Origin of the sequence: Thauera sp. 27 (assembly GCF_000310125.2) — a bacterium.
GTDB lineage: Bacteria > Pseudomonadota > Gammaproteobacteria > Burkholderiales > Rhodocyclaceae > Thauera > Thauera mechernichensis.
This window is the reverse complement of the sequence record NZ_AMXB01000038.1, coordinates 19,669-45,827: the sequence shown is the minus strand read 5'-3', so window position 1 is coordinate 45,827 and position 26,159 is coordinate 19,669. Positions and strand designations below refer to the sequence as shown.

At 66.5% G+C, this 26,159-nt stretch carries 30 protein-coding genes; all 30 read right to left on the bottom strand.

The features are described 5' to 3' along the window. On the bottom strand, positions 1–340 hold a 340-nt coding region (locus B447_RS22655; RefSeq protein WP_002943632.1), incomplete at its 3' end, for a hypothetical protein. A gap of 14 nt (positions 341–354) precedes the next feature. Beyond that, positions 355–3,669: a hypothetical protein gene (locus B447_RS17680; RefSeq protein ID WP_002943630.1), complete on the bottom strand. Its 3,315-nt coding sequence runs from the start codon at positions 3,667–3,669 to the stop codon at positions 355–357. A gap of 2 nt (positions 3,670–3,671) precedes the next feature. Then, positions 3,672–4,067 (bottom strand): hypothetical protein, encoded by a 396-nt coding sequence (locus tag B447_RS17675; protein ID WP_002943629.1) that lies wholly within the window; start codon positions 4,065–4,067, stop codon positions 3,672–3,674. A 6-nt stretch (positions 4,068–4,073) separates the two neighbouring features. Beyond that, positions 4,074–6,674 carry a phage tail tape measure protein gene (locus tag B447_RS17670; protein ID WP_198291834.1) on the bottom strand — a complete coding sequence of 867 codons (2,601 nt, stop codon included), beginning with the start codon at positions 6,672–6,674 and terminating at the stop codon, positions 4,074–4,076. A 257-nt stretch (positions 6,675–6,931) separates the two neighbouring features. Then, a complete protein-coding gene (locus B447_RS17665; RefSeq protein ID WP_002943624.1) occupies positions 6,932–7,171 on the bottom strand; it encodes a hypothetical protein in 240 nt (79 codons plus the stop codon). After that, on the bottom strand, positions 7,171–7,947 hold the full coding sequence (locus B447_RS17660) for a glycoside hydrolase family 19 protein (RefSeq protein WP_002943622.1): 777 nt from the start codon (positions 7,945–7,947) through the stop codon (positions 7,171–7,173). The genes B447_RS17665 and B447_RS17660 overlap by 1 nt, the downstream gene beginning before the upstream one ends. After that, positions 7,944–8,198: a hypothetical protein gene (locus B447_RS17655; protein WP_002943619.1), complete on the bottom strand. Its 255-nt coding sequence runs from the start codon at positions 8,196–8,198 to the stop codon at positions 7,944–7,946. Before B447_RS17655 ends, B447_RS17660 begins: the two co-directional genes overlap by 4 nt. Beyond that, positions 8,195–8,593 carry a hypothetical protein gene (locus tag B447_RS17650; protein ID WP_002943614.1) on the bottom strand — a complete coding sequence of 133 codons (399 nt, stop codon included), beginning with the start codon at positions 8,591–8,593 and terminating at the stop codon, positions 8,195–8,197. Before B447_RS17650 ends, B447_RS17655 begins: the two co-directional genes overlap by 4 nt. A 23-nt stretch (positions 8,594–8,616) precedes the next feature. Further along, on the bottom strand, positions 8,617–9,405 hold the full coding sequence (locus B447_RS17645) for a hypothetical protein (protein ID WP_002943610.1): 789 nt from the start codon (positions 9,403–9,405) through the stop codon (positions 8,617–8,619). Positions 9,406–9,420: 15 nt separating this feature from the next. Then, on the bottom strand, positions 9,421–9,828 hold the full coding sequence (locus B447_RS17640) for a hypothetical protein (RefSeq protein ID WP_002943608.1): 408 nt from the start codon (positions 9,826–9,828) through the stop codon (positions 9,421–9,423). Continuing rightward, the gene (locus tag B447_RS17635; protein WP_002943605.1) at positions 9,828–10,118 is read right to left on the bottom strand and encodes a hypothetical protein; all 291 of its coding nucleotides are present in this window, start codon (positions 10,116–10,118) and stop codon (positions 9,828–9,830) included. Before B447_RS17635 ends, B447_RS17640 begins: the two co-directional genes overlap by 1 nt. Before the next feature lie 5 nt (positions 10,119–10,123). Next, a complete protein-coding gene (locus B447_RS17630; RefSeq protein ID WP_002943603.1) occupies positions 10,124–10,306 on the bottom strand; it encodes a hypothetical protein in 183 nt (60 codons plus the stop codon). 15 nt (positions 10,307–10,321) lie between these two features. After that, positions 10,322–11,335, bottom strand: a complete 1,014-nt coding sequence (locus B447_RS17625; RefSeq protein ID WP_002943599.1) for a major capsid protein — start codon at positions 11,333–11,335, stop codon at positions 10,322–10,324. A 5-nt stretch (positions 11,336–11,340) separates the two neighbouring features. After that, the gene (locus tag B447_RS17620; protein WP_002943597.1) at positions 11,341–11,715 is read right to left on the bottom strand and encodes a head decoration protein; all 375 of its coding nucleotides are present in this window, start codon (positions 11,713–11,715) and stop codon (positions 11,341–11,343) included. A 12-nt stretch (positions 11,716–11,727) separates the two neighbouring features. Next, on the bottom strand, positions 11,728–13,053 hold the full coding sequence (locus tag B447_RS17615) for a S49 family peptidase (RefSeq protein ID WP_002943596.1): 1,326 nt from the start codon (positions 13,051–13,053) through the stop codon (positions 11,728–11,730). Between the two features lie 66 nt (positions 13,054–13,119). Then, positions 13,120–13,566 carry a hypothetical protein gene (locus B447_RS17610; RefSeq protein ID WP_002943586.1) on the bottom strand — a complete coding sequence of 149 codons (447 nt, stop codon included), beginning with the start codon at positions 13,564–13,566 and terminating at the stop codon, positions 13,120–13,122. Between the two features lie 9 nt (positions 13,567–13,575). Then, complete coding sequence (locus B447_RS17605; RefSeq protein WP_002943584.1) at positions 13,576–15,027, bottom strand: hypothetical protein; 1,452 nt, start codon at positions 15,025–15,027, stop codon at positions 13,576–13,578. Between the two features lie 11 nt (positions 15,028–15,038). Beyond that, positions 15,039–15,443 carry a hypothetical protein gene (locus tag B447_RS17600; RefSeq protein WP_002943579.1) on the bottom strand — a complete coding sequence of 135 codons (405 nt, stop codon included), beginning with the start codon at positions 15,441–15,443 and terminating at the stop codon, positions 15,039–15,041. Further along, positions 15,443–17,413, bottom strand: a complete 1,971-nt coding sequence (locus B447_RS17595; protein ID WP_157384722.1) for a hypothetical protein — start codon at positions 17,411–17,413, stop codon at positions 15,443–15,445. The genes B447_RS17600 and B447_RS17595 overlap by 1 nt, the downstream gene beginning before the upstream one ends. Continuing rightward, positions 17,406–17,810: a hypothetical protein gene (locus B447_RS17590; protein WP_002943576.1), complete on the bottom strand. Its 405-nt coding sequence runs from the start codon at positions 17,808–17,810 to the stop codon at positions 17,406–17,408. The genes B447_RS17595 and B447_RS17590 overlap by 8 nt, the downstream gene beginning before the upstream one ends. Then, positions 17,807–18,061, bottom strand: a complete 255-nt coding sequence (locus B447_RS17585; RefSeq protein WP_002943575.1) for a hypothetical protein — start codon at positions 18,059–18,061, stop codon at positions 17,807–17,809. Before B447_RS17585 ends, B447_RS17590 begins: the two co-directional genes overlap by 4 nt. Positions 18,062–18,066: 5 nt before the next feature. Beyond that, positions 18,067–18,375, bottom strand: a complete 309-nt coding sequence (locus B447_RS22900) for a hypothetical protein (protein WP_232431667.1) — start codon at positions 18,373–18,375, stop codon at positions 18,067–18,069. Positions 18,376–18,890: 515 nt separating this feature from the next. Continuing rightward, on the bottom strand, positions 18,891–20,489 hold the full coding sequence (locus B447_RS17575) for a phage portal protein (RefSeq protein ID WP_002943569.1): 1,599 nt from the start codon (positions 20,487–20,489) through the stop codon (positions 18,891–18,893). 26 nt (positions 20,490–20,515) lie between these two features. Further along, positions 20,516–20,743 carry a gpW family head-tail joining protein gene (gpW, locus tag B447_RS17570; RefSeq protein WP_002943568.1) on the bottom strand — a complete coding sequence of 76 codons (228 nt, stop codon included), beginning with the start codon at positions 20,741–20,743 and terminating at the stop codon, positions 20,516–20,518. 63 nt (positions 20,744–20,806) lie between these two features. After that, positions 20,807–21,109, bottom strand: coding sequence for a Mor transcription activator family protein (locus B447_RS17565; RefSeq protein ID WP_002943567.1), 303 nt, complete (start codon positions 21,107–21,109; stop codon positions 20,807–20,809). Next, complete coding sequence (locus B447_RS17560) at positions 21,100–23,172, bottom strand: phage terminase large subunit family protein (RefSeq protein ID WP_002943566.1); 2,073 nt, start codon at positions 23,170–23,172, stop codon at positions 21,100–21,102. Before B447_RS17560 ends, B447_RS17565 begins: the two co-directional genes overlap by 10 nt. A gap of 3 nt (positions 23,173–23,175) precedes the next feature. After that, complete coding sequence (locus B447_RS17555; RefSeq protein ID WP_002943565.1) at positions 23,176–23,871, bottom strand: terminase small subunit; 696 nt, start codon at positions 23,869–23,871, stop codon at positions 23,176–23,178. Between the two features lie 6 nt (positions 23,872–23,877). Beyond that, positions 23,878–24,804 carry a ParB/Srx family N-terminal domain-containing protein gene (locus B447_RS21935; RefSeq protein WP_083491492.1) on the bottom strand — a complete coding sequence of 309 codons (927 nt, stop codon included), beginning with the start codon at positions 24,802–24,804 and terminating at the stop codon, positions 23,878–23,880. After that, positions 24,801–25,616, bottom strand: a complete 816-nt coding sequence (locus B447_RS17545) for a hypothetical protein (RefSeq protein WP_002943556.1) — start codon at positions 25,614–25,616, stop codon at positions 24,801–24,803. The genes B447_RS21935 and B447_RS17545 overlap by 4 nt, the downstream gene beginning before the upstream one ends. Then, positions 25,616–25,906, bottom strand: coding sequence for a hypothetical protein (locus B447_RS17540; RefSeq protein ID WP_157384724.1), 291 nt, complete (start codon positions 25,904–25,906; stop codon positions 25,616–25,618). The genes B447_RS17545 and B447_RS17540 overlap by 1 nt, the downstream gene beginning before the upstream one ends. Between the last annotated feature and the right edge of the window lie 253 nt (positions 25,907–26,159).

Below are 26,159 nucleotides of genomic sequence, written 5' to 3'. Positions count from 1 at the left end.
TTCGCGGCCAATCCGCTTCGATCCGATCTCCACCCGCGCTCGAAGTAGGCAAGAACGCCGCTCGGTTACCGCTTACGATGCGCCATTGCCCGTTGAGCGCCGAATCACTTGCACCACTGATTTCGACCACCGCGTGTTTCTCGTAGGGGTTCCCCGCCGAAATCCCCACGGTAGCAACGCCGCCGGAAACGACCACGCTGTCCGGGGTGCGAACCGAATAACCGTTAAGGAGGCACGCATCCAGCACGTTGATAAGGCTACCCGCCTGCCCATTGAGCACGGGCGCGTCCGGTTGAGCACTGTGAAACCATTTGACTTGCGTATCGAGTTTCGTCGCCATCTATCTGTCCTCAATTACGGCCGGTCGATGTTGCCCAGCGCGTACAGTTCCACGCCGTCCTCACCATCGCCGAGGGGTTCGTCGGATTGCTGGATCGAGCGCGCGATCCAAATGTCGGCCAGGGCGCCGACCGTGTTGATGCGCACCACGTTGCCGGTGCTCCAGCCCCCGCCGTTGGCCGCGAGCGGGATGCGCAGATACGGGGCGCCGCCCGTGCCGTCCGGGTTGCGGGTGCGCGGGTTGATGGGCGCGATGTCGGCGGTGAAGGGGCCGCTGAACACGAGCCCGCGTCGCTGCCCGATCAGTTCGACGTTGGTGGTCGAGGTCCAGCGCAGCAGCCAGCGTTCGGTCTCGGCGCCCTCGTTGGTGACCTGGATCGGGTGCGCGATGGTGTCGAGCGTGGCCGTGGCCTCGCTACCGATCAGCGAGTCGCTCCAGGTGCCGCCCCAGGTCGCCTGATCCCACACCGCGCTGACGCGCGCGCGGCGGTCGCCGTGGATGAGGCAGGATGCGACGATGGACTCGTTCGCCGGGTAGTTGTGGGTGAGCGGGCGCGCCAGGGTGAGCTGGCCGGTGATCTGCACGTCAGTGACCTGCCGCAGATCCCCAACAGTGTGCCGCACGCGCACAGGCATGGTGATGCCGGTGGCGTCGTCGATGGTGACGATGCCGGTGGCGCGATCCAGGCTGTAGCCGCTGATGACGACGGCCCCGTTGGCATCCAGCACACGCACCCAGCCGATACGGGTGCGGCCGCAGTTGATCGTCCCGCCGTTGGTGACGGTAGCCGGTGCTGTCTCGGCGGTGTGCATGACCATGACCACGTCGCCCGCGCGGTAGATCGGCACGCGGCCGTCAGACGGCAGGCGTACCGGGTCGATGCCGAGGATGTCGGCGTCGAGCGGCAGGTAGCTGTACGCCACGGCGTTGTAGCGGATCGTTTCGGGTAGCACTTCGCGCGACTGCCACACCCCACCGACCAGGACACCGAACTCGAGGGCAGCGGTGCCCATCTCGTAGTTGATGCTGCCCCGTACGAGAGCCCCGGATATCTCGCCGTCCGCGTCGGCCGTGCCGCTGATCACGGTCCCGTCACGCGAGGTGGCTGTCACTGACAGTGCCTCGGGCTTGATCGGGGACAGCACGGCCCTGAACGCGGCATCTACCGCCGTCCATTGGCCGTACCGCGTGAGGCAGCTCGCAACGCTGACCCCAGCCCCGGCGCCGTCGGCCCAGAACGTGATGCGCGCAATCCCGGTGCCGTAGTCCACAGACCCGGCTACGATGCCGCTGCCAGTTGCGGGGTTGATGTCGGCGTAGAGCACGCCGTCGCGGTCGTCGTAGGTCTTGCCGGCCGCGGAGAATCGCAGGGAGTTGGGCACGAGCGTATCGGACACCGTTGCGGTGAGGTTGAGTGCCAAGCCCGGGCCATTGATCGCGAACAGCTCGGCGGCTACAGACTGCGGGTCATATGCAGCCGTGTCGCGCTCGACTGCGATGTCCGAGACCCCGACCACTCCAGCGCGAATCGACGCGGATTCGAATTCGCGCATGACCGCGCTCCAGCCGGAGATCGTGACGCCGATTGTGGCCACCCCGGCAACGTCCAGCGCGCCAGTCAGCTGGAGCAAACCCGATGCGAGATTCAGCGAACCGACGATCTGGTCTGCCCACGCGAACCGATACCCCGACAACTCGGCGCGCCCAGGCAGTATGCGCAGCACACCGCCGTCGGCCAGGTACGCGTCGACCTCCACATTGCCATACAGCATGCTCACCAGCAGCCGCATGGTGCCGGCACTGCGGAACGGCGCCGTGCCGGGGACTGTGAATGCATTGTCCGTAATCGTCGCAGAAGTGCCCGAAAACAGATCTAGCCCATCGCGCCAGGTGTAGCCGTTGGACAGCGATGCGCTGCGGTCGGGCGGCGCGGTGAAGCGCAGCACCACGCGGCCCGTGGCATAGTCGATCCGGCCGGCAACACCCGTACCCCCGATCGCCCCCGTGGCTGCAGTGTCCGTCGCGGTACGCGACACGCCTGAAACCGGGTAACTCACGCTGAAGCTGCCGGGGACAACAGGCGCATGAGCAAGCGTGTACTCGATGTCCAGCGAGCTGGCAGCGTCTGCGGCCGAGCCCGTCCGCTGATCGTAGTGCACAGGTGACGCCCAGACGATGATGACCTGACTGCCTACATCGGGCAGTGCGCCCAGCGTGACAGCGATGACGCCCGTGCTGTAGCTGACGGTGCCCGCGCCGATGCTGGGGTCACTGGCAACCAGATTGCCCGCGCCATTGTCTGCCAGCTGGTACCAATTGCCTTGCGCGCGGAACGACACTGAGAGCGCGCCCGGCGCGGGGATGGGCGCAACGGTTTCCACCCAGTTCAGGCGGCGGGTTTCGGCCGTGACGCCGAGCGCGCGCGTATGGGCCTGCTGAGCGACGTCGACCGTGCGCGCACCAGCTGAGTACGTGGCCACCACCTCGGGGCTGATGACCTGGTTGATGAGCGGCGTCTCAGTCTGCGCCGAGGGCACCAGCTTTGTGTAGATGCTCTGTGCTCGCAGGGTGATGTCGCCTACCCCGGCCGCATCGGCAATTGGCTGGGCGCCGTAATAGCGGGTAGCGTCTGCAACAGTGGTGTCGCGGACGCGCGTCTTGCCGGTGTAGGTGTATTGGCTGTCGAGACGGCGAGCCTCGTGCCCGGGGAAATTTGTGCGCAGGGCGTCGGACAGAGAGAGCGTGACGACCCAGCGCGTAAACGTGATGTCGTCGCCGGCAGTGGTCTGCCCGTCTGTGAACGTGCGCTCGACCACATCCACCCCTGTCACGCGGACGTACTGCTCGACCTCGCTCACCTGCCCTTCGTTGAGCACAAGCACCAATGTTTTACCCACATTGGGCACCGGCGCGCCCACGCGCTGGATGAGGCTGATCGCGCGCATGCCGGCGATGTGGTTCTCGAGCAGATAGCCGCCCCAGGTAGGCCCTTTGTACAAATAGGCCTCAACCTTGTTTGCTGCCTGCGCGCGCGTGTCGAAGGGGTCTGCGCTCGAGAAAAGTGTGTAGCCGAGCGCATCGTCCTGCGGCAGGGCGGTGATGACCGATTTGGCGCCGCCATACAGGTCCGTGCTGAGGGTGCGCACGGCCAGGAAGATCTTGCGCAGGTTGAATCGGCCGTAGGCGCGATCGAGGTCTGAGATGTCCTCGAACACGTTGTTCATTTTGCCGTCGACAATGACGCGGCCGGTGGCGGCACCGCCGCCCTCGGGCACGTCGTCCATGACCTGGCTTTCGACGAATACGATGTTCTGCTCTTGGATGGGCATGGTCAGATCTCGATGAGGCGTAGGGTGACGATGTAGGGCCAGTCGGCCGGAGGCAGCTCGCGGTCCCACAGCTGCCGGGCGGTGATGGGCTCATCGCCAGGGCGGAATGCCACAGTGAAGCTGCGGCCGTCTGCCAGCTGCAGGGGGTAGGTTGCGCCCGGGACCGCGGCCAGGGCGCGCAGCGCCTGCACTTTTGTGCGTGTCATGCCCGACCAGCCGCGGGTGTCGTTTGCCGACAGGGTGATCGGGCGGCCCGCCTGGCGCAGGCCGGCGTCGATGATGAGCGCGCCGGTCACCGAATAATCTTGCGCGGAGACGGCGGGCGACCAGTCGAACTCGTCCTGCCAGATCATGCCGGCGGGGAGCGCGATGGTGTCGAGAAGGTGTGTGGATGGCATGTCGTGTCAGGCCCGGGATCTGTCTGCTTCGAGCTGGCGCAGCAGCTCGACGAGCGCGTCGGCGTCCTGCTGGCTTGCGGCATTGATGGCGGTGCTGCGCCCTGCACCGCGGCCGATTTCGACGCGATAGGTTGTGACCTGCTCTTTCGGCTGTTGCGACGTGACGCGCGGCTCGTTGCTCTGGTATCGATTCGAGGCCGACTCTTGATCGATCTGCAACGCATCCAGGCGCGCAACAACCGTGTCTTGCACCCGCTGGATGTACCGCTCCGAGATCCCCGCCAGCCCAATGCCAGCCGGCGACGTTGCCCGCCCGATCTGCCGGAGCTGATCCTCGATCTCCTTGCGCAACGCCAGGCCACCCAGACGCTCGGCGCGGCCGAGTAGCGCGTACTCGCCAGAGTCCATCAAACGCGCGGGGCCGCCGCGGCCAGATGCCTGCGCCGCAGCACCCGAGACGCCATCCATGGCATCAGACAGACCAATAGCCGCGCGCTCGATCATGCCGATACGCTCAGCAACTTCTTCTGCTTCAGCGCCCAGCGACTGCATCGCTGCAGCACCCGACACCGCAGCGGAGACGACAGCCCGCCCCATCTCATCTGCGCCGAGCTGCACACCATGCAGCCGCGCCGCGAGCTGGAGCGATGACGCAACCACACCGCCGTTGGCCTCGATCGCCTGCTTTGCGTATGCCATGAACGCGGCCTGGATGTCGTTTTTGCTGGCAACACCGCTGTCGCGAATGGTTTCGAAGTCTCGCCGAGCGTTGTCGGCGAGCCGCTTGAGCTCGGCAGTGCTCGTTACACCGAGGCGCTGGAACGCTACCGCAACCTCCTCTGCACTCGCCTTGACGTTTGCAACACCCGTTGCTGCACGCCCCGCGGCCGCACCGAGCCTATCGACCTCGCCGGCCGCTCCGGCGGCCTTGGTGGCCGCGTCGACCACCTTGCCGCCCATCACCTGCGCGCCCTCGCCCAGCGCGTCGAGTTGGTCGGCCGTCAGCCCCGCGGCCTGGCCAACCTGTTCGAGCGCGGCCACGGTCTGCGCTGCTGCGGCCTGCGTCGTGCCCTGCAGCGCGCCCCAGGCCGTTTGTGCCCGATCGGCGCCGGCCACGGCGGCGTCAAACGCGGCGTCTGCCTTGGCCCCAAACGCCTCGAACACCGAGTACGCCGCCTGGGCCTGCTCACGCATTGATGCAGCCGCCTGTGCAAACCCGGCGCTCACGTCGCCAAACGTGATCTTGGCCAGCCCCTGGGTGATCAGCGCGAGGTCAGCCAGGAACGCGGACGTGAGCCACGACATGCCCTGCCCGAGCTTGTAGACCGCCGCCAGCACAGTGTTGATACCGGCAGACATGACGCCGTAGGCGAGCTGGACGCGGTTTCCGGCGTCCGTGGCTTGCTCGCCCAGGCGAGCAAAAAAGGCGCCCACCTCGCTGGCCAGCGTGCTCAGGCGCGCGGCTACGGCGTCGAAGTCGATTTTGCCGACGAACTCCTCGGCCCACTTTGCGCCCGCTTGGAAGGCGCTGACGAGCGCATCGCCAAAGGCCTTTGCGGTGCCCCCGGTCACGAAATTGCGCAGACCGCCAGCCAGGCGGTTGACCTGCTCGGTAATGGGCTGCAGCAGGGGCTCGACAAACGCGCGGCGCAGTGCGTCCCACGCCGAGCCGAGGCCGGTCATGGCGCCGTCGAGGTTGTTGTTCATGACCGCCGCAGTGGCCTGGGCGCTGCCGGCGGCGTCTTGCAGCTTGGCGGTGAGCTCGTCGAGCGCGCCCATGCCCTGGTTGAGCAGCGCACGCAGGGCGGGGCCCGCCTCTTGACCCACGGCCAGCACGGCGCGCTGACCTTCGGGCCCGGCGGCCGCGAGCTCGCGCAGGGCGGTGTTGAAGTCGCTGGTGGTGATGCCAGCGGCGGCGAGCTCTTGCCGGAACTTGCTCGCCGGGTTGGCGAACTGGCTGAGAATGCTATTGAGCGCGGTGCCGGCGCGGCTGGCGTCAATGCCGGCGTCGGCAAACTTGCCGATGATGCCGACCGTATCCTCGAGGCTGAGCCCGAGCGCGTTGGCCACCGGCGCAGCATACGACAGCGCACCCGCGAGCCCCTGCACGCTGGTGTTGCTGGCGTTGGCGCCCGCAGACAGCACGTCGGCTACGCGCCCTGCTTCGGCAAACGACAGGCCCATGCCGTTGACGGCCTTGGTGACAAACTCGGACGCCTCGGCGAGCCCTACCCCGCCGGCCTGCGCCAGGTTGAGCACCGCGGGCAACGCCTCGACCGCGCTCGAGGCGTTGAGGCCGGATTTGGCCAGCGTCTCGAGCGCGTTGGCCGCCTCTGTTGCGGTGTAGCGCGTGTTGGTGCCGGCCTCGTCGGCCGCGCGGCGTAGGGATGCGAGCTCGGCACCCGTGGCGCCGGATGCGGCGGCTACGCGAGACATGGCCGACTCGAACTCGCGCGCGCTGCCCAGCGCGTCGCCGAACATGCGCACGCCAAAGTAGCCGGCAATGGCTGTCGCCACGGCCGCAGCTTTTGTTTTGAGCCCACCGAACACCGCCGAGGCCTCGTCTCTGGCGGTGATGATGATGCGGGTAACGGGGTTGCGAGCCATGGTCAGCGTGCACTCCGGCATTCAGCGTGCAGGCGTCTGCACTGGCCGGCGGCGTCGATGAGTTCGTGCGTCCAGATCACTGCGGCGATCTCGTCGTTACTGCCCAGATTGGGTAGTGGCGGGCAGGGTTGCGCGCAGGCCGTGGGGCGCATCGGGGGCGTTGGCAGCATCGATGGCGGCGTTGTAGTTGTGCAGGCGGCCAGCAGGCAGGCCGCAATCGGGGCGAGGCGTTTCGCGCAGGGCATCGAGCTGACCTTTCAGTCGGCGCTCACGAGCCGCAGCGGCGGCCTGTGCATGCTGTAGGGCGGCCGCGTGCCGGCGGTCGGATTCAAGCGCTGCGTCTGCACGTGCAGCGTCAGCAGCGGCGACCGCAGCCGCGGCAATGCGCGCGGCACAGTCATCGCGGCCAGCCGTGCGGCCGAGGTCGTAAACGCCCCAAGCTGCCACTGCGACAGCCACCAGAGCGGCAGGAAGACGATAAGCGGCGGGTAGCACATCAGGCCCCTCCCAGGTGGCCAAGGGCGATCTCGTAGAGGCTGACGCGGTCGCCATGGCCATTGAGACCGCCATTGATGCGGCGTGTGATCTGGTCGAGCCGGCCGGCGTCGGCGTGAGCGTTGAGCCCGTTGCGGGCCCAGAACCAGGCGGCAGAGCGCGCGGCGTGTTCGGGTTCGATGAGCAGCTCGGGGCGTAGGAGCAACGGCAGGCCGAGCGCCTCGCCGCAGTCGCGGTAGTTGGCGCGGCCGGTGATCTGGATGAGACCACGCCCGCGGTATCGCCAGCCGTCGCCGGACTCGGCCGGGCCGTTGCCCAGGCGATCGGCGTAGGTGAGGTTTGCGATCTGCACCGGACTGCCCGCGATGCTGCGCGCGAGCTCGTTGGGCTGGTAGCCGGTGCCGGCGGTATCGCGCACGTACGCGCCGTTGGGGCCGCGCACGGCATAGCGGCCAGGCCAAACCGCGGCCAGGCGCGGGGCGGTGTAGCCCAGGCGCTCTTCGAGAGTGGCAAACCGGCCGCTCTCGTGCGCCAGGTTGGCGAGCCACGCCGCGAGCTGACGAGGGGCGGTGATACCGTACTCGCGCGCCGCGCGGCTGAGCGGCGCGGCGTAGGTGGCGGCGTTGGCACGGCTGGCGCCCAGGCGCTCGAGCAGCGCAGGGGTGACGAGATCGGCCGGCGGCAGCATGACCGATTCCGGGGCGCTGGGCGGATGGTTTGCCGGCGACGGCGACGGCCGCAGCAGCCCGGTGATCCGGTTGATGAGCGCGGTGATCATAGACGCCTCTTGTCTGCGGCAACGAGTAGCGCGACGCCGGCGAGCGTGGCGGCGCTGTAGAGATCGGGCGCAGTGTGCCCGGCGAGTACTGCGGCAACGATCGCCGCGGCGGCACCGCCGAGCAGCACCCAGCCCAGGACGATGGGCAGGCGTGTGCAGCGGCTCATGCGGTTGAGGTGCGCGATGGACTGCCAGGCGATGACGCAGCCCGCCGCCACTTCGAGAACCACGAACAGGACAGCCGGCGTCATTGCAGCCCCCCCATGAATCGACCGATGCGGTCGAGCAGGATACTGAGCCCGCCCCACCCGAGCGCGAACGCCACGGGGTAACGCAATAGCTCAGGGCTGACACCAGCCGACTCGGGCGCGAGCGTGGCCGCGAACAGCGCCAGCGGCATCGCCGTCCAGGCTGCGAAAAGGGTGCCGATGAGCACTTGCAAGGCGCGCGCCCAGGGGCCGCCCTGGTCGGCCGTGCGCAGCGCCCACAGCGACCCCACGAACGCAGGGAAAATCAGCTCGGCGGGCAGGCCCGTGGCCAGGCCAGCAATCATGATGCTGCCGGCGGTGGCTGCTGCGGTGGTGGTGGATGCGGGCTCGGTCATGGCGCGGTACAGGTCGGCAGGCTCGAGCGCCCTGCGGTGCAAGGCGCTCTGGTCTGGCGATCGGGTTACTCGGCGACCGGGGCGTCGTCGAGATAGATGGCCGAGCCGTTGGGCGGGGTCAGCACCTCAAGCTCGAATTCCATGGTCACGTACTCGGCTTCTTCGGCGATCACCGGGAGCTCGCCGGCGGGCTTGAGCGTGACCAGCGGCATGTAGTAGTCGCGGTTGGTGCTGCCGGCGTTGTCCGAGACGACGCGGATTGCGCCCCGCAGCTCGGATGCGGCGCCGGTCTTGATGCGCTTCCAGGACTTGACGCCCTTGGTGTAGCTGACCTTGATGTTGCCCGCGACAATGTCGCCGCCGGCCAAGATCTGCAGACGACCCTTGACGAGGTCGACCGCGTAGTCATCGCCCGCGTCGTAAGTGGTGGTGCCGGCCTCGTTGGTCACGACCAGGGCCGAGATGTTGCGATGGCCTGCAGGGTTGGTGTCGCTACGGCCGAGCTGATAGTAGCGGCCGGGCACTACGGCCATGGTGACAGCGCTGACTGCATCGGCGGTCTGCGAGACGGTTTCGATCTGGCCCGAGAGATAACGCGCGAGGTTGTCGAAACTCACGTTGTCGCAGGTGAGGGATGCGGTGCGGTTGACCTGGACGACACGGCTGTCGTCTTTCTCGCGCAATCCTGTTTCGCTGGAAAAATGCTCGAGCTTCTCGGTTTCGATGCTGATCGCGAACGACGGGCAGTTGCCAAACGCCTCCTCGCCGGTGAGTTGATCCAGGGCGTTACGGGGGTCGAAGTACACACGCCCGCGCGGGATCTGGTACTCGTTGCTGGTGTGGATCAGAGCCATGACGATCTCCTGAAGTTACGGTTGCCCGTCGTAGCGGGCGGATGTCTTGAAAATGAGGCTGTATGCGATGAGGCCCTGGTCGGTGGTCTCGCGCTGCACTTGCTGGAGCTGCAGCCGCTGCCAGGCGCGACCGCCGTGCGTGCCGGGTGCCCAGTTGTGCAGGTGGGCGACGACAGCAGCGAAGGCGGCGTCGAGCTCGGCGAACGCGGTGGGGCTGTACTGGGCGATGAGGTGCACGCCCCAGGTGACGCCGACGGCGACCGCGGTGTTGCGAGCGTCGGTGATGTCGGCACCCTCGCATTGCACTTCGACGGCCGGCAGCGGGCGCCGGGTGGTCTCGGCGGCGCTGCTGCGCACCGACCAGCCGGCGAGGGCTGAGTCAGCTTGCAGGCGGGCGAGAAGCGGGGATTCGAGGGCGAACATCAGGCGGCGACCTCACGCAGACGGACAACGGCCTCGCGACCGTCGCCGATGCGGTAGGGGTCGTCGGCGACGCGGTACTGCTGGCCGCGGAGGGTGAGCACGTCTCCTACCTCAAGCGCGGCCGATTCGAGCAGGTAGCGCAGCTCGCAGTCGCCGGCGACGGAAGGCACCCCGAGCGGGTCGACGTCGGACAGCCGGAACAGGGCGTAGAACACTGCCCCGGCAGCCGGAGTGACCGGCTCGCCGAGGTCGGCGTAGGCCTGGCGCTTGAGTGCGGAAACGTCGAGCACGTTGATCAGGCCTCGGGGGGCTGGACGGCTTCGTCCGTCGCGACAGGCGCGGCGGATGCGGCGGGATCGGCCGCCGCGCCGATCGAGATCAGGTACGCAGCTTCGTCCTTGTCCTTGATCTCGATGGATTCGCCGGGCTGCACCACCCCTTTCGGGGTGTGCAGGGTGATGCGTGCGGTGAGCTTCATGGTCCAGTCTCCCGGTTAGCGGACGGTGACGCCCATGGAGGCATTGACGCGGTACGGCACGGTGAGCGGGGCCGACTGCATGAGCAGGTAGCGCACGGCGGGGTCATCGTTCACCCACGACTTGGCGAAGTACGGCACGGCCTGGAAGCCGGCCGCTTCGTCGCGGATGGCGCCGAAGGCGCGCGTGCCCTGCACTTCCTGCGAGGTGAGGATGACCGTGTAGGCGGGCAGGATGGGCTTCTCCTGGCCGTCGGCCGGGTCGACGTACCAGTCGGCATAGACGTAGATATCGAAGTCGCCGACGCTGCCCATGTAGCTGCCGCCCGCGCCGGTTTTGACCGGTTCGAGGGTGGCATTGCCGCGGAAGCGGTCGAGCTGCTTCTGCACGTCGGCATCGGCCGCGAAGAGCTTCCAGGCCTCGACGTCCATCACGACGGTGCGCGGACGGGCGCCGGACTTCTGGGTGACCAGTAGCGACCAGGCCTGCAGGTTGTCGAGCGGCTTGACGCCGGATTCGCCCCAGCGGGAGGTAGAGGTGAGCACGACGGTGAGCGCGACGTCGCGCTGGAAGTCGACCTCGACCGTGGGGTACTGGTCGCCGGTGACGATGACCTTGCCGGTGCGCATGGCCTGAGCAGCCATCAGCTCCATGCGGCGGGTGACCATGCCGATCTGGTCCTCGAGCTCGGTGGCGAGCATGGCGCGCAGGCGGTCGGCGGGCGCGAGGGCGCCGCCGATCTGCTCGCCCATGGCGCGCTTGAACGGCCGGTTGACGTCGAAGACGCGCTTGTCTTTGATGTACGCGGGCTTGAAGGTGGCGGTGTGGAAGCCGCGCGAGGCGACCACCTGCCCGGCCACGACCGGCGAGACGAACGGCGCCACGCGACGCTTGCCGGTGTCGATGTCGAAGTGGATTTCTTCCGACTGCTCGGTCTGGATGGTGGGGAAGAAGTTGTCGAGCAGGAAGGTCTGCGGGGTGAAGAGGCTGCCTACGGCAGCCGCGAGCACGTTGGTCGAGAACAGATCCATGGTGGTCAGGCTCCGAAGGTGTCGATGAGGTTGATGCCCTTGGCGCGCAGGCCTTCGCGCACGCTGGCGGCGGTGTGGGCGGCGCCGAAGGTGATGGCGGCGGACTGGAAGTCGCCGCGCACATAGATCAGGGCTTCGGTGTCGGCGGTGGTGGTGCCGACGTCGTGGGCGAGCACTGCGTCGGGCGTCTGACTGCCGTCAGTAGCGGCGGAGAGGCTGAGCACGTACTTGCCGCCGCTGGTGATCTTGCCCATCAGGGCCCCGCGCTTGAGGTTGGTCTGGCCGGAGGGAATGGTGACCTTGCGCGAGATGAGCAGGTCGGCATTGCCGGCGATGAGGTTGTCGGGCGCGTAGGCGTCCTTGGAGAACGAGGCATGCATGACGCGGGCTCCTTACTTGGGGCGGCGCGAGGCGAAGGCGACGATCTTCGCGGCCTCGGCTTCTGCGGTGGTTTCGGTCGGGTCGGCGGGGTCGGCACCGATGGCGGGGTTGGGGATGCCGCCCATGGCGCGCGACAGCGGGTCGGCAGCGGCCTGGGCGGCTTCCTTGGGCGCCGCTGCGAGCAGTTCGCCGGCTTGCTCGACGGTGAGGCCCATCGAAACGCACTTGTCGGCCATGGCGCGGCGGCCAGCGGCTTCGGCATGACCGTAGATTCCGGTGATGCGGGTGCGCTCGGCTTCCGCGCCGGCCTTGACGCCTGCGGCGTGGGCTTCGGCGCGGGTGCGATCGAGGTCGGCTTGGGTGAAGCCGGTGTTGGCGGTTTCGCCCCCCGCCGCGGGGTTCTCGGTGCCGTTCATAGAACGAACTCCTGTGTGGCGGGCAGCGATGCCCTGGTTTGAAAACTGGGTGCGAGTGCCGGCGACGTGCTGTTCGAGTTCGAGCAGGGTGTCGTTGAAGGGCTGCACGACGTCGGCAAAACCGATGTCGACCGCGAGCTGGCCTTCGAAGAGGCCGGCCTCGGTGGCGCGCACCGCCTCGGGCTTCATGCTGCGGGCGGCGGCGACGTGATCGACGAATAGGGCATACATGCGGTCGATGCTGGCTTGCAGCACTTGGCGCGCATCGGTGGAGAGCGGCTCGTGGCTGGAGAAGTCGTTCTTGCGCGCGCCGGCGTAGATGGCGGTGTAGCGGCGGCCGTCCTTGGCGTCGCGCTCGGACTGGTCCATATGCAGGGCGATGACACCGACCGAGCCGGTACCGGCGGTGCGGGTGACGCTGATGCGCTGCGCGGCGGCGGCAATGGCGTAGCCGGCGGAGAAGGCCATTTCATTGACGGCCGCCCAGACCGGCTTGGCGGCGTTGCGCAGAAGGTCGGCAAGGTCGAACAGACCGGCGCCCTCGCCGCCGGGGCTATCGAGCTCGAGCAGGACGCCGCGTACATCGCGGTCGGCCTGTGCGTGGCGGTAGAGGCGCTCGATGCGGTTGTAGCCAGTGAGGCCGGACAGGGCGTCCAGACCGCCGGCGCGCTGCACGAGCGAGCCCATGACCGGGATGATGGCGACCTGACCTTCGGTGACGATGTAGGGCTTGTCGGCGTAGCGCGGGGATGCGTAGGCGACGGCTTCGGGCGATGGGCGCTCGATGTCCGCCGTGTCCTGGAGCAGGACGTCGGCGCCAAGCTTGGCGGCGAACACGCGCTCGATGACCTCTGCTTTGTCCGGGTGGATCAGCAGCGGGGTGTTGTAGAGGCGACCGGCGAGGTAGGCAAGGTTTCGCATAGCCCGCATGGTGCGGGCGGGGGTGTACCGTGTTTCAGGAAAAGACGGTACACCGGGCAAACACGGTCAGCTCAGCGCGATGAACTGCTTCAACGTGAGAGCGGACAGACGCGCGGCAACGGCATTGGCCACCTCCTCGGCGGTGGGCGCGGGGGTGCCGCTGGTGCTGACTCCAAAGGCGTCTGCCGGCCGGTTCAATACCACTTGCGTGCCTTCGGTCACAGCCACCGGCTGGCCCCCTGCTCCACCCATCAGCGTGCCACCGTCGACCGTGCGCTGACCCGAGCCCAAGAACTCAACCTGCCACGGTGAATTCAACCGCACGACGAGGCCGGAAATGCGCCCCCCACCCAGGTCGAACCGGCCCGCCCCGGCAGCGATCGGTGCGTACATCACCCCGGTCTCGCTGTCCTGGGCGTCCTTGATCGCGGCGTAGAGCGCGCCCACATCGAGCGCCGTCTGGTCGGACGACACTCGAATGCGGGAGGCGGGAAAATCGACCGTGATGGTCATGGTCGACCCTTAAACGTCTGCGGTCCGAACAGAGTTCACCGAGCCGCCGGCCTCCGTCACCGAGAACACCGACTCGAACGGCACGATAGCGCTCACGTCGTTGCCATTGCGAACCCGTGCACGCATGTTGAAAGTGCTCACGTAGTTGAACGGCGCGGACGACTCGGACGCAGATGCCGCCACCTTGTCGATATATGTGAAGAAGGCCGGTGCGGTGCTGTAGCCACCTGTCGGGATCGCGGGCGACAGGCCGGTTAGCGTGCTGCCCGACTTGCCGGTGTAGCTGTGCTTGTTGCCGTTGATACGGATCGTGCCCGTGGCGGGCTGGCTGGCGTCCGGGGCGGGCGATAGCGTCACAGTCGTGGCGGCGGCGGAGCCGGTCGCGGAGTGCGTGAAATCGAAGCTGCCCGCGCCGTCGTCCTTGGCCGCGATCACGTAGTCTCCGACCACGAGGTTGCCCACGGTCACGCCGATGGTCGTCGGCGGAGTCACGGTCGTGCCGTCGTGCGAGATCAACTGGTAGTTCTTCGAGTCGGCTGGCAGCACGCCAGCGAGCCACCAACCCTGTGCGACGAAGAGCTTACCGCCCGCGAAGGTGCCGAACGGCGCCGCTTGGTTCTCAGGGTAGGCACTGAGCAGCTTGCGGTAGCGCCAGCCAGGTTCACCGTTGATCGTCGCCGCCGAGGACTCGGACGTAGCCCACTGGAGCGCCTGATAGGCTTCAGCCACTGTGATGCCGTTCGCCAGCGTGATCGTGCCGCGATATTCCTTGGTGACACCGCCTAGCGTCTGGTTGGTTGTGCCGACGGTGATAGTGATGTCTGCGAACTTGGCTTGGGCCTGAGCCGAAGACAGTGTGATGTTCGGGTCGGTCGAGACAGAAAGCGCAGCCTGTTGCTCCGAGCCTGGACCGAGGTCCGCGTCGAAGTGCGAGTACGTACGACCGAACTCGCGGGCGAACACCGTTGCGTAGCCTGCGGGCTGGGCGGTGCCGGCCACCGTGTTACCGGCGATCAGCGTGCCTGCGGCTCTTGCTTTGACAAGCGTCTGAATCGGACCAGCAGGCCACCACTTCGTGCCACCGTTGATCTTGGCGTTGTTCTGGACGATGTAGATCGAGGCGTCACCCGGCACCGTACCGATGGTCTTCAGGCCGGTGTAGAGCACCTGCCCATTCTGCTGCTCAATGGAGCCGAACTTGAAGCGGCGGCTGGTCGTGTCATCGACGTTGATGCCGTTGAGCAGCGTGACCGCCATCGGACGCAGGGCGTTTCGCTTACCCGCCAGCTCCGAAGGGTTTGCGCCTAGGATCGAGACCTGATCGTCACTGGTTGGCGCAGGGTTGTCCGCAAGGTCTTGCAACCAAGCGTGCAGTTCAAGTGCTGTATAGACGGTGCTGCCAGCGATGGAACGAAGGTCGCCGTTAAGGGCAACCGAGAAATCAGATGCAGTGATTGCCATGTATGGCTCCTTTATTCATCGGGTTCTTGGAAAACGAAAACAGTCACAACCCCGGACTGCGCTGTGGCTTGAGACTCGAAAGGCCGGAAGTACGGCTCTTCGCTGGCCTTGCGCACCTTGATGCGCAAACTGTTGAGTGGGCTGCCAGCCGCGTAAAGCTGGAGAGGAATACTCACAACTGACTGAGTTGCGATGCCGTCCGCGAGCGCCACGCCGGACTGGTCAGCCTCGACTCGGAATCTGGAACCAGGAACGATGTTCTCGAGACGCAGGGTGTAGGTGCCGGCAGGGTCTTCCGGCAGCGTCTGTCTAGAAAGAAGCGCACCGCCAGCGTTCGTGGATACGCGCCCGCGATACTGCGGGTAGTGCGTGATTCCAGGCACGCAACCAGGCCCGCCAGAAAAGACGCCAAGCATTAGGCAGCCCCCATCGACGGCGACGGATCGAAGAAATAGAACTGCGCGGCGTTCGAAGAGGGCTGACACACGCTCACTACGAACGTGACCTCGGTGCCGGCCTTGACCGGGGCCGAAGTGCTTGCCGAGATTCGATGCTTGTTGTAGGTCAGCGCACCGAAGAACGGCGAACCACTCACGTCTTCTGGATACCAAGAGACGCCAGATGCCGCAATTGCGCCTCCGAAGGTGCTTTCGGTGCGATGAGCACCAGTGGAATCGACGTACAGGCACTCAACCCAGATCGTGCTCCCGGTCGGGGCCGGAAGGGTCTTGTCAGCCAGGAACTCCAGCGCGTACTGAATGGGCGTATCACCCAGCGTATTGACCTTGACGATAGGCGGGAGTCTGAATGCGCTAGTCCGACTGAGCAAAGACGACACGCTGGTGGTATTTGCCCGGAGCGAAGTCTTAGTCACGCCATCGATCAGAAGCGCGTTCAGGACCGGCTGGTTCGAATTCGGATCCCAGGATGCTTGGCCCAGGTTGTCCTCGTAGAAGAAGTAACCCTTCTGAGCGCTATTGACGACCTGATTGACCCAAACGAATTCTTCAGAGGCCAGAAGATCACGTCCCATCGCCGATGCGCCCAACTTGGTGATGTTGCCAAGCTCGGAGTTGAGGATGTAGAAAAGCGTCCTTCCGTTGGGCGAAAACAGAGTCGAGCCCGACACAAAGCCGGTGAATTTCGTACCGATGATCTCGACAATGTTCGCCTGGCCGGAGGTCATTTCAATGACTACGTCTGCCGGCGCCACAGCGAGCTTCATGTCGATGTGGCACCCGATAAAGCGAACCTTGCCGCGATAGTTCGCTTGGCGGAACTGGATGGTTCGGTTGCGAGCGAGCCCGACGAAGCAATCTTCAAAGACGGCGCATTTGCTCGCAGGCAACGTGACGCCCGCCTGCATCAAGCGAAGTGCGCCGTTGTTGGTCGCGGTGCCCGCATCCTCGATATGCAAGTTCTTGAACAGCGCCGGAGTTGGCAGCCATCGCAGACTGCACATATAGTTGGAGGGACTATTGCTGTTACCAATCCAACGCCAGTTGCGAGTGCCGTTCGCGTACTTCGCGCCCGAAAAGATCACTTGCGAATTCTGATGGATTGCGTGAACGAGGTTAAATGCAGTCGTCAGACCGCCGCCATAGTTGAACTCGAACACAAGGTTCTGACCCGCATCGGCAGTCCATACAGTGCCGTCATCGACGCGAAACTCGACGGGGTTCTGCGGAGTCCCGCATTGGTACATCGTGTGGAACTCTCGACTGGTCGATTCGGTGAATGCGACGAGCTTTCCAGCCCGGATATGCACCACGTCACCATCTGCGACGGTGCCACCGATAGGGCGAGAAGAACCGATCACACCGTAGGCTGTCGGTATGATGGAGCTCGCAACGCCGAGTGCCGTCTCGAGGTTCCAGACCCAGCCCCAGCACCCGCCAACGCCACCGGAAAATTGGTGACTTGCCGCGTTCGAGGTCACGTTGTTGAACGTGGTGGCGATCAGGCAAAGCGGGTTCGTTGCGTGGTTGAGCGAGGTCGCGCCCACGCGCATCATGATCTGACACGTACCTGACGGAGCACCGCCCGAGGGGCCGCGAGCGAAGACCATGTTGCGCAACTGAGGCACGCCTGCAGACACGCCTGTTGCAACCGTAGTTGTCGTTGCGTTGATGTTCGTCGCCAGGGCGTTGGCTGCAGCATCTGCGCTTGCAGCATTGAGCACGCCAGAAGTGCTGATCGTGACGCCGCACACCGAGATTGTGCCGCTCGTCGGGGTGGCACTGAACGAGATCAATGCGGTGCCTGCAGTGGTCGATACGCTCGGAGAGGTGCCGTCGCCATCCTGGGGCACACCCCAGACGGGGTTGTTCAGACCCAGACGGTTCGACGCCCCGTAGGCGCCATGATCACAGTATCTGTCAGCCATTCAGCACTCGCTCGGTAGTTCCGGTATCGATCACATTCATTGCCTCGAACGCCCGCAGGCCCAGCTCAAGGCGAGGGTCGTCGAGGTCAATCGAGTAGGTGTCGGGGTCGGGCGTTGCCAACTCAACGACCTTCACCCACGCCTCTGCCTGAACGCTGGACTTGGCAGCAGTCAGAATTGCCGGGAAGGCGTCGCCAAGCAGCGCAACGAATTCGAGCTTGGTCAGACGACGGCGACCACCAAAGACGCGCGTGTCCGCCTCGGGCGAAACCTCTTGCGGCTCTTCGACGTGATCGCACTCCTCAAAGCTCATTCCCGACCACTCGACAGGAGTCTCGGACTGGTACTGATAGACGAGCGCACCGTCAGATTTGCGAACTACGCGATAGGTCTTCATGCCACACCCTCGTAACGTTCAATTGACTTGTCACAGTGGCCCGGATCAAAGATGTGCAGCAGTCGGCAGATCAGCCTGCAACCCACGCACGCCCCCGACTCCTCGTTCTTGCCGAGCACACTGGAGATCGTCTCGTCGAGATGGCCGAAGCGCGCCACCGTGGGGCACAAGATCAGGTTCAGAATCGGGGGCAACAGCACGTTGGCGAATTGATCCAGGGCGATGAGGAGGTTCCAGAGGTAGGCGGTCACTATGGTTACAGGTAGGTCAGCGAAGCACGGTCCGTCCAGACGTGTGCAAACTCGGCGACACCATCTGCCCAGGTCTCGGTGACGTCGCCATCTGCGCCGAACTGGATGCGCTTGATGCGCCAGACGGGGGCTGCCTCGTCGGCACCGGGGGCGGCCTCGCCGCGGTAGATCAGCGTGTCGCCGACGAAGTCAACGCGGCGCGCCATGTTGGTTTCACCCATTTCGAGGGCCCCTTCGATCATGCTGATGAAGGCGGTCCAGGGGAGTTGCACCCACTGGCCAGCCTGGAGGACGGCAAGACCGGCGGGCTCCACGTGCGCGCCACCGGGCAGTAGCCGGGCCAGGTCGCCGCCACCGGATCCCCCACCGCCGCCCGCCGGGCCGACCGGGCCCCGGGGACCGCGCAGGTCCGTCCAGTCTCCCCAGGTGCCGGGGGATTGCTCGAAGCGCAGCTTGGAGCCGCGCCATTCGTGGCGCGGCGTGGGGCCGACATCGCCTGCCCGCCCGGCGGGGCCCGCCGGACCGACTGGGCCCGGTTCGCCTTGCGGGCCTCGATCGCCTTTCTCTCCAGGGGGGCCTGCCGGGCCGGGCGGGCCCTGTGGCCCCTTCTCGCCTCTCGGCCCCATCGGGCCGGGCTCGCCCTTTTCGCCGCGGGGGCCCGGATGCCCTGGTGCGCCGCGAGGGCCTTCGGCACCGCGCTCGCCTGCGGGTCCGGGCGCACCCGGCTCGCCGCGCTCCAGCTGCCGTGCGAGGAGGTCCGCGAGCTTGCGTTCCGCCGCCGCGACCCGCTCGGCCACGACGGCGAGCAAGGCCTTACTGCGCAGCAGACTCACGAGTGCCCCCCGAGAAGATCGAGCACCCGGCTGTCGAGGGCCCGCTCTGCGCGCTGGCGTTGATCTTCGGAATCGTCGTCGCGTGCGTCATCCGCGTCGTCTTCGCCTTGATCTTCGTCGTCCGCTGCGCTGCCGGGCGCCGCATCCGGCGCCGCTGTGGCTTGGTCGAGCCCCAGTTCGTCGAGCTTGGCCTTCTCGCGCGCACGCTGCTCGGCGACTTCCTCCCAGTCGGCGCCCTGCTCTGCGCATTCATCCTCGAGGGTGGTGATACCGATGCGCAGGCGGGTCTCGGAGGCGTTGGCCTCCTTGACCGGGTCGATCCAGCCGCGGCCGGGGCCGATCCAGCGCGCGCGGCTCCATGCGGCGCGGCGCGCGTAGAAGTTCGGCGCGTCGACGTGGCCCTTGCTGATGGCTTCTTCCAGCCACAGTTCATAGACCGGCCGCGCCCAGTGGGCAGCCAGCCAGGCGCGGCGGCTCTTGAAGTAGCGCCAGGCTTCGAGCAGCGCGGCACGGGCGCTGGAGTAGTTGGTCTGAGAGAAGTCCTTGAGCAGCAGTTCGTAGGGGATGTTGAGGCCGGCGGCGATGTGCCGCATGACCGCCATGGTGAAGGCGGGGAAGGCTGCGGCCGGGCGCGCGGGGGCGACGGCGTTGAGCCGCTCGCCGGGCAGCAGCGGGATGATCATGCCTTCCTTGGGCTTGACCTCGCCCCGGGCGGCCAGGAGGCTGGCGAACTCGCTGTCGCCGCTGAAGAGCGTGGCGAGGGCCTCGGAATCCATCGGCGTTTCTGCGACCAGGGCGACCATGGCGTTGACGACGGCTGCCTTGAGTTCGGCGCTCTGGTAGTCGCCCAGCACCTTGAACTGGCGCATCACGGCAGCGAGCGCGGGGACGCCGCGTGTTTGCCCGGGGCGGGTGATCGGGGCGCAGTAGATGATGCGCGCGCGGCCCCACTCGGTGCGGGCGGGAATGCGCCGCCATTCGCCGGCGGCGCTGCGTAGGCTGAAGCCTTCGAAGGGGTGCGTGCTGCGCAGCCAGTAGGCTTGGGGGCGACCGTAGCGATCGGCCTCGATGCCGCCGCGCAGGCCGTCGCGGTCGGGGGCGTGGTTGGGGTTGCAGAGGCGATCGGGGTCGAGGATCTGCAGGCGCAGCGCATAAGGCTCGCCGGGTTCGGGCAGCCACAGCGGCAAGGCCAGCGCGGCGCCGGACTGGAAGACGCTGCGCGCGACCAGGGCGGTCTGGTCGGCGAAAGTCATGCGGCCGGTAGTGTCGCAGGCGGTGGTGTCTGCCCACATGCGCCAGTAGGCTTCGACGTTGTTGGCCCAGGCCTCGGCCGCGTCGCGGTCGATGCCGAGGGCGCGCCAGTCGGGCGCAGCGTTGAGGCGCAAGCCGGTTCCGACGACGTTGTCGACGATGGTCTGCTCGGCGCCGGCGGCGATCCCCGAGTTGCGCACGAGGTCGCGTGAGCGCGCGACGATGGTGCCGAGCTCGGGCAGCAGCTCGGCGTCGGCGCTGGCGATGGCCGGCTGCCAGGATTTGAGGTCGGGGTTGGTGTGGCTGGCGGCGGTATAGGCGCTGGCCGCGGTGCGTGGGCGCAAGTGCGGCTTCGATCGGGGGAGTGCCGTCATAGCACCACCACGAGGCCGCGGCGCCGGCTTCCGCCACCACCGGCCGCGGCGATGCGGGATTGCAGGGTGGCGACGGTGCGCTCGAGCTCTTCCACCTTGGGGGTGGCGTACTCGCGGCGGACGTCGTCGATCTGGACCGCGCGCACCATGCGCCCCTCGCGCAAACGGGCAAGGGCGTCTTGGGCGGCAGCAAGCTGGGCTTGGAGTTCGGCTAGGGTTTCCATGGCCAGCGTATCGTGCTGGCGGGGGTGTACCGTCTTTCAGGAAAAGACGGTACACCTTGGCGGTCATCGCGCTGCTGGCCCTTCTGCAGACGTTTGCAGGACGCGCATCACGTGGCTGGGGCTGATGTTGTGCTTTTTGGCCAGCGCCCGGATGCTGAGCCCCGCGGCGCGCTCCGCGCGGATGGCGGCGTCACGGCCGGCACGCTGGCTGTCGCGCCCGTCCTTGGGAAGGTAGAACTGCTCGCCGCCGATGCGCGCGCGGATGCGCCGGATGATCTCGACCTCCTGGTCGCGGAGCATTTCCATCACCGTTTCGCGCACGGCATCGATGATGGCCTCTTCGTGGTCGTTGATCTCTACAGCCATGATGACGATTCCGGTGTGGGGTTGGCCGCGGCCTGGCGGCGGGCGAGGAGCGCGGCCATGGGGGTAGGGCTGGGCGTAGTCGGTGCTCGAGGCAACTCAGTGCGTGTTTGCGGAGCGGGCGGGTGTGCCTGTGCAGGCGCGGGCGCGCTGAACAGGTCGGGCGCGAGGGCATCCCGCCACTTTTGCCAAGTGCTGGCGGGCGTGGTGTGATAGCCCATGGCCTGAGCTAGGAACAGCACGATAACGGTGCAGTCGAGCACCTCGTTGCGGTGCCCGCTGGGGCATACCCAGCGGTCTGCCCAGCCGTGGGCCATACGCACCTTGATGCGGTGCTCGGCGGTGAGCTGGTCGAACCATTCGGGCGGCAGGTGGCGGTTGAGGTGGATATAGCCGGGGCCGGGCTGCTTGACCTTATCGAGCCGGCCATGGAGCAGATCCTTGGCGGTGTCGACGCAGATGCGCCAGAGCTTGATACCGCGCTTGAGCGTCTTGCCGAAGGCGTTCACATCCACCCAGCTGGGCTTCATCTTGATCGGGGCGCCAAGCGCCTGGTCGCCCTTCGTGGCGAAGACCTTGCGGGCGTTCATGGCGCGGCAGTAGGTGTAGGCTTGGTGCGTCCAGTTGGTGCCGCCGGTGTCGATGCCGACGGCGTCGATGGGCATGGTGTGGCCGTTGATGTGGCGGTAGGTGGCTTCGATGACGGGGTTGAGCTTTTCGAACCATTCCTGCTGCTGAGCAGGGTTGCCGTAGATGACGCGGTAGTCGATAGGCCACATCTCCTCGCCCTCGCCGATGGCCCAGGCGACGGCTTCCCAGCGGTCTTGCTGGGTGTCGATGCCGAGCAGGATCTTGCAGGCGCCTTGGGGCACGAGCTGCAGGGGGATGTCGATGTCCGTGAGGGCACGAGCACGCAGCAGGCTGGCGTCGGTGTGGTCGTATTCTTCTTCCCAGACGTCGGCGAGGGTCTCGTTCTTGAAGCCCTGCATGGGACCGCTGTCGCCGAGCTTCTGTGCTTTGCGGGCCTCGAGAAACTCGCGGGCGATATCGGACCAGGCGCGCTGCGGGCTGTAGGCCGTCCAGACGTTAACGAAGGCGACGTGGCGCGGGGGCTTGCGCGGGGTGCCGTGGCTGTCGGTCCAGACCTTGGCGGTGTGGTCGTAGAGGTAATCGCCGCAGCGGCTGACCCAGCGGCCAGCTTCCCAGATGGAGAGGTAGTCGGCCTGGGTGATGGACTCGTTGCAGTGCGGGCAGACGTGGCGGACGGTGGCGGGGTCGCCGTTGTCCCACTTGAAGCCATGGCGGACCTCTGACCCGCCCCACATCAGAGGGTGATCGAGCTCGCAATGCGGGCAGTCGATGCGGAACTCCATGATGGCCTCGGCGGCCTGCACGCGGCGGCGGACGTGGCTGGTGAGCTTGTGGCGTGGCGTGGTGCCGAGGATGAGCTTGGGGAACGGCGCGCCTTCTAGCCGGCCCTTGGCGCCGGTGACGGGGTCGATGGTCTTCTCGACGACCTGATCCATGGCGTCGACTTCGTCGAGAATGGCCACGGCGATGGTGATGCGCCGAAAGCTGCGGGCGGCCTTGGCGCCAAGGTAGTGCTGCACGCTGCCACGAAAACGTTTGAACTTCATGGTGTCGTCGTCGCGGCCGAGACGGCGGACGGGATCGAGCGCGCGACAGATATCGAAACACGGCGAGATCTCGGACTTGACGAAGCTGTCACGGTCGTCGTCGGTGGGTTGCCAGATGGCGAGCTTGCGGCGGCGGTGAGATGCGTTGTATTCGGCGAAGCCGACCACGGTCTTGGTGTAGCCCACCCTCTTGGCCTTCTCGACGTCGACCTCCTCGATGTCGTCGTTGGAGAAGGCATCCATCCAACCGATCTGGAACGGCCACGGCACGAACAGACCGCGCTGGTGGCTCGACTCTTCGTCCAGATCGAAGTGCTCCGCGGCCCAGACGCTGTAGGGAACGGGCGGGTCGGCCTTGAGGGGGCGCAGGCCCGCTTCAATCGCGCGCTTCAGGGCCTCGACGGTTTCGGTGGGCAGTCGTGCGGTCATGGGTCAGTCGGCCTCCGTTGAGGCGTCGGGCGAGTCGTCTTCCTGGATGTCGAACGGGTCCAGGGCGTCGGCGATCAGCGAGGCCGTCTTGCGGACCATCTCGTTGCGTGCTCGAGCGATTTCGCTCATGACCAGATCGCGCACGGGTTGCGGCAGGCCGGGGCAGACGCGGTTGATGCCGGCGGGGATCTGGTCGAAGTGATCCACGGCAGACTGGGCTGCGTTGGAGAGCACGTCGGTGAGGACGTCGATGGGGGCGTAGGTGCCGCGCGCGACGGCGTTCTTGATGTCCTGCCCTTCGCGTTGCGACCGAGCGAGCAAGGCGCGCTCGGTCGGCAGGTCGATCGAGCCGTCGGCTGCAGCCCGGCCAGCCGCCTCTTCCCGAAGCTTGCGCAGGTAGCGGATGCGGATCTCCGCCAAGGGAACTTGCTTGTGGTCGAGGCCGAACTCGGTCAGCAGTTCGCGCAGACGTCTGTCGCTGATATCCAGGTGCGCGGCGATCTCTGCCTGCGTGGGGGCGCGCTCGATCCGCCCGGCCTCGTCGCGCAGATGGCGTACATACGCGTGCACCAACGGGGCCAGGTTGTAGGCGTTCTTGTCGACACGCGGGATAACGCCCCGATCCACGAGCCGGCTCAGCTCGCCCGGCGTGAGATCCAGCAGCCGGGCGGCGGTGTCGTGGTTGAGATGGCCTGACATGGCGGATTAGCGCTCGCTCTTTGCGGCGGCACGGTCAAGTTTTTCGGCAGCTTTCGCGGCAGCCTTGGCAGCGGCCTCGGCGATCACTGCCCGCCGCTTCGCGTCGCGGTCCAGGCGCTCAATCTCCGCAATCAGCAGCGCAGCTGCTTTCACCAGGTTGCGCCGCGGCGCGCCAGGCTTCCACCATGCGGCCGGAAACGGCCATTGCGACGAGCAGCCATCGTCCTGCTGCGGGGCGCAGCCATGCAGCGCGTAGCAGGCCGCCGCACGGGGCAGTTCGCCCGCCTGATACCTGTCGTCGTGCGCAGGTGCCCAGCCCTCGACCGCAATCTGACGCTCGCGCTCGTTGATCACATCCTCGATTGCCTCTACGCCACGGCGGCGCTTGATGGCAGGCGAGGCGGGCGGAGCCTTCTCCGTATCCGAGGCCTGCTCCGTCGGCGCCTCGCCGAGATCCGCCAACGATGCGAGGGCGTCCGCGCCGATGCCGAGCGTATCGAGGTCGAAGCCGTCATCCTTCAACAGGGCCAGTTGCTGCGCCAGGACGGCTTCGTCCCACTCGCCGTTACGGCCGATCTGGTTGTCGGCGATGATGTACGCGCGCTTCTGTGCCTCGCTCAGCCCTGCACGGCGCAGGCAGGGCACCGTCTTCATGCCGGCGCGGATCGCCGCCAATCGGCGCCCATGACCCGCCAGCACCACGTTGCTCTCGTCGATGACGATCACTCCGTTGAAGCCGAATTGCTCGAAGCTAGCCACGAGCTGGGTGATCTGCCCGTCGCCGTGCTTCATGCTGTTATCCGGATGCGGCGTCAGCGCCTCCGGGTCGATGTGCTCGATGATGTCGTGTTGAGTGCTCAAAACCGGAACCCCCTTAGGAAGGTTGATAAACAGTGGAAGAACGGGGTTCGAATTACCCTTGCTGGTGGTCATCTGGAAGGACCCGCGGCGCCGGACAGCCGGTCGAGCTCGAACTGCAGCGCGGCATCGAGGCGTGGCTTGAACTCACGATCGACCGTGCGCTGCGCGACTCCGTAGAAGTCGAAGCGGGGCTTGTAGTTGGCGCGGGTCACGAAGATCAGAATCGGCTCGATGGCGGAGCCGAAGCCGAAAGCAGTGCGGCGATACACGCCCGGCTGCAGGTTCTGAGGGCGCCCGTTCTTCCATGACCCGCGCCCCACCCGGCTGCCGGGCTGCGCGACGAAATACTCGAACCCTCGCCGGGTGCGCGTCCCTCTGCGACGCTTCTCCCTGCCCCTTTCGCCCATGTTCTGCATGCTGCCCGCAACCATCTCAGCGGCATCGAACCACGACAGGATCTGCCTGATTTGCCCAACGCTGATGTTCCCGAACGCATCCAGCGACGCTTTCTCACCAGGGACAATGAACCAGCCCGCAGGAAGCACGCCCACCCGCCGCAGCGCAGTCTCAAATGCCTTGCTCTTTCGGCTGCCGCCTTCAATCTGAGTCTGCAGGTAGTTGTCCGCCCGATACCAGTAGCCGTCCTTGATCTCGACGCGAGCCTGCAGCGCGGCCTTGTCCAGCCGCACCTGGAAGCTGTTGAGGGTCCAGCGGGTGGGGCGATCGAACACGCGCCCCATCTCGCGAACCTCGGCATTTTTCACCTCTCGGGCCGTGTGCAGCAGCGCGCGCTGGGTGGCGATCTCGACCGCATGGGGCGCAGCCCTTGCCACGCGACCGATCACCTGGTCAATGTCTGACTTCACGCTGAGCCTCGCCACCATCACCGTTTCCCCTTCCCAGCCAGTTCGCGCGCCTCGCGTTCCTGGCGGGCCTGAGCGCGCATACGCGCCACGCTGCCGCGAACGATCAGATCCCATGCCGCGATCGCATGCGAGAGGTCTGCAAGCCAAGCAGCCCAGCTCAGGATCATGTCGGGGTCGCCCTTCTCCACCGCGGCCTTGATCGCGGCGCCGATCTCCTTCTCGTCGGCCTCGCTCCAGTCGCCGCGCACCTTGCGCACCTCCGCCACCCGGACGAAGTCGCTGCGCATCTTGTCGATCACCGTTTTCATCGTTTCCACGGCACTGCCTCCTCGCGTTTCCCAGCCTTGATTCCCAACCTTCCCAACCTCAGGACAGAGGGTGGGAAGCCAGAAGCCTTACCAACACTGCCTGTTCCCAACCTTCCCAACCTTCCCAACCTTTTTTTGTCCGGTGCACACGCGTGCACGCGCGGGGGCGTGCGTGTGCCCCCGCGCCCTCGTACACGCGCGGGCGCGCACACGTGAGGGACGAGGCTGGGAAGGCTGGGAAGGTTGGGAACCC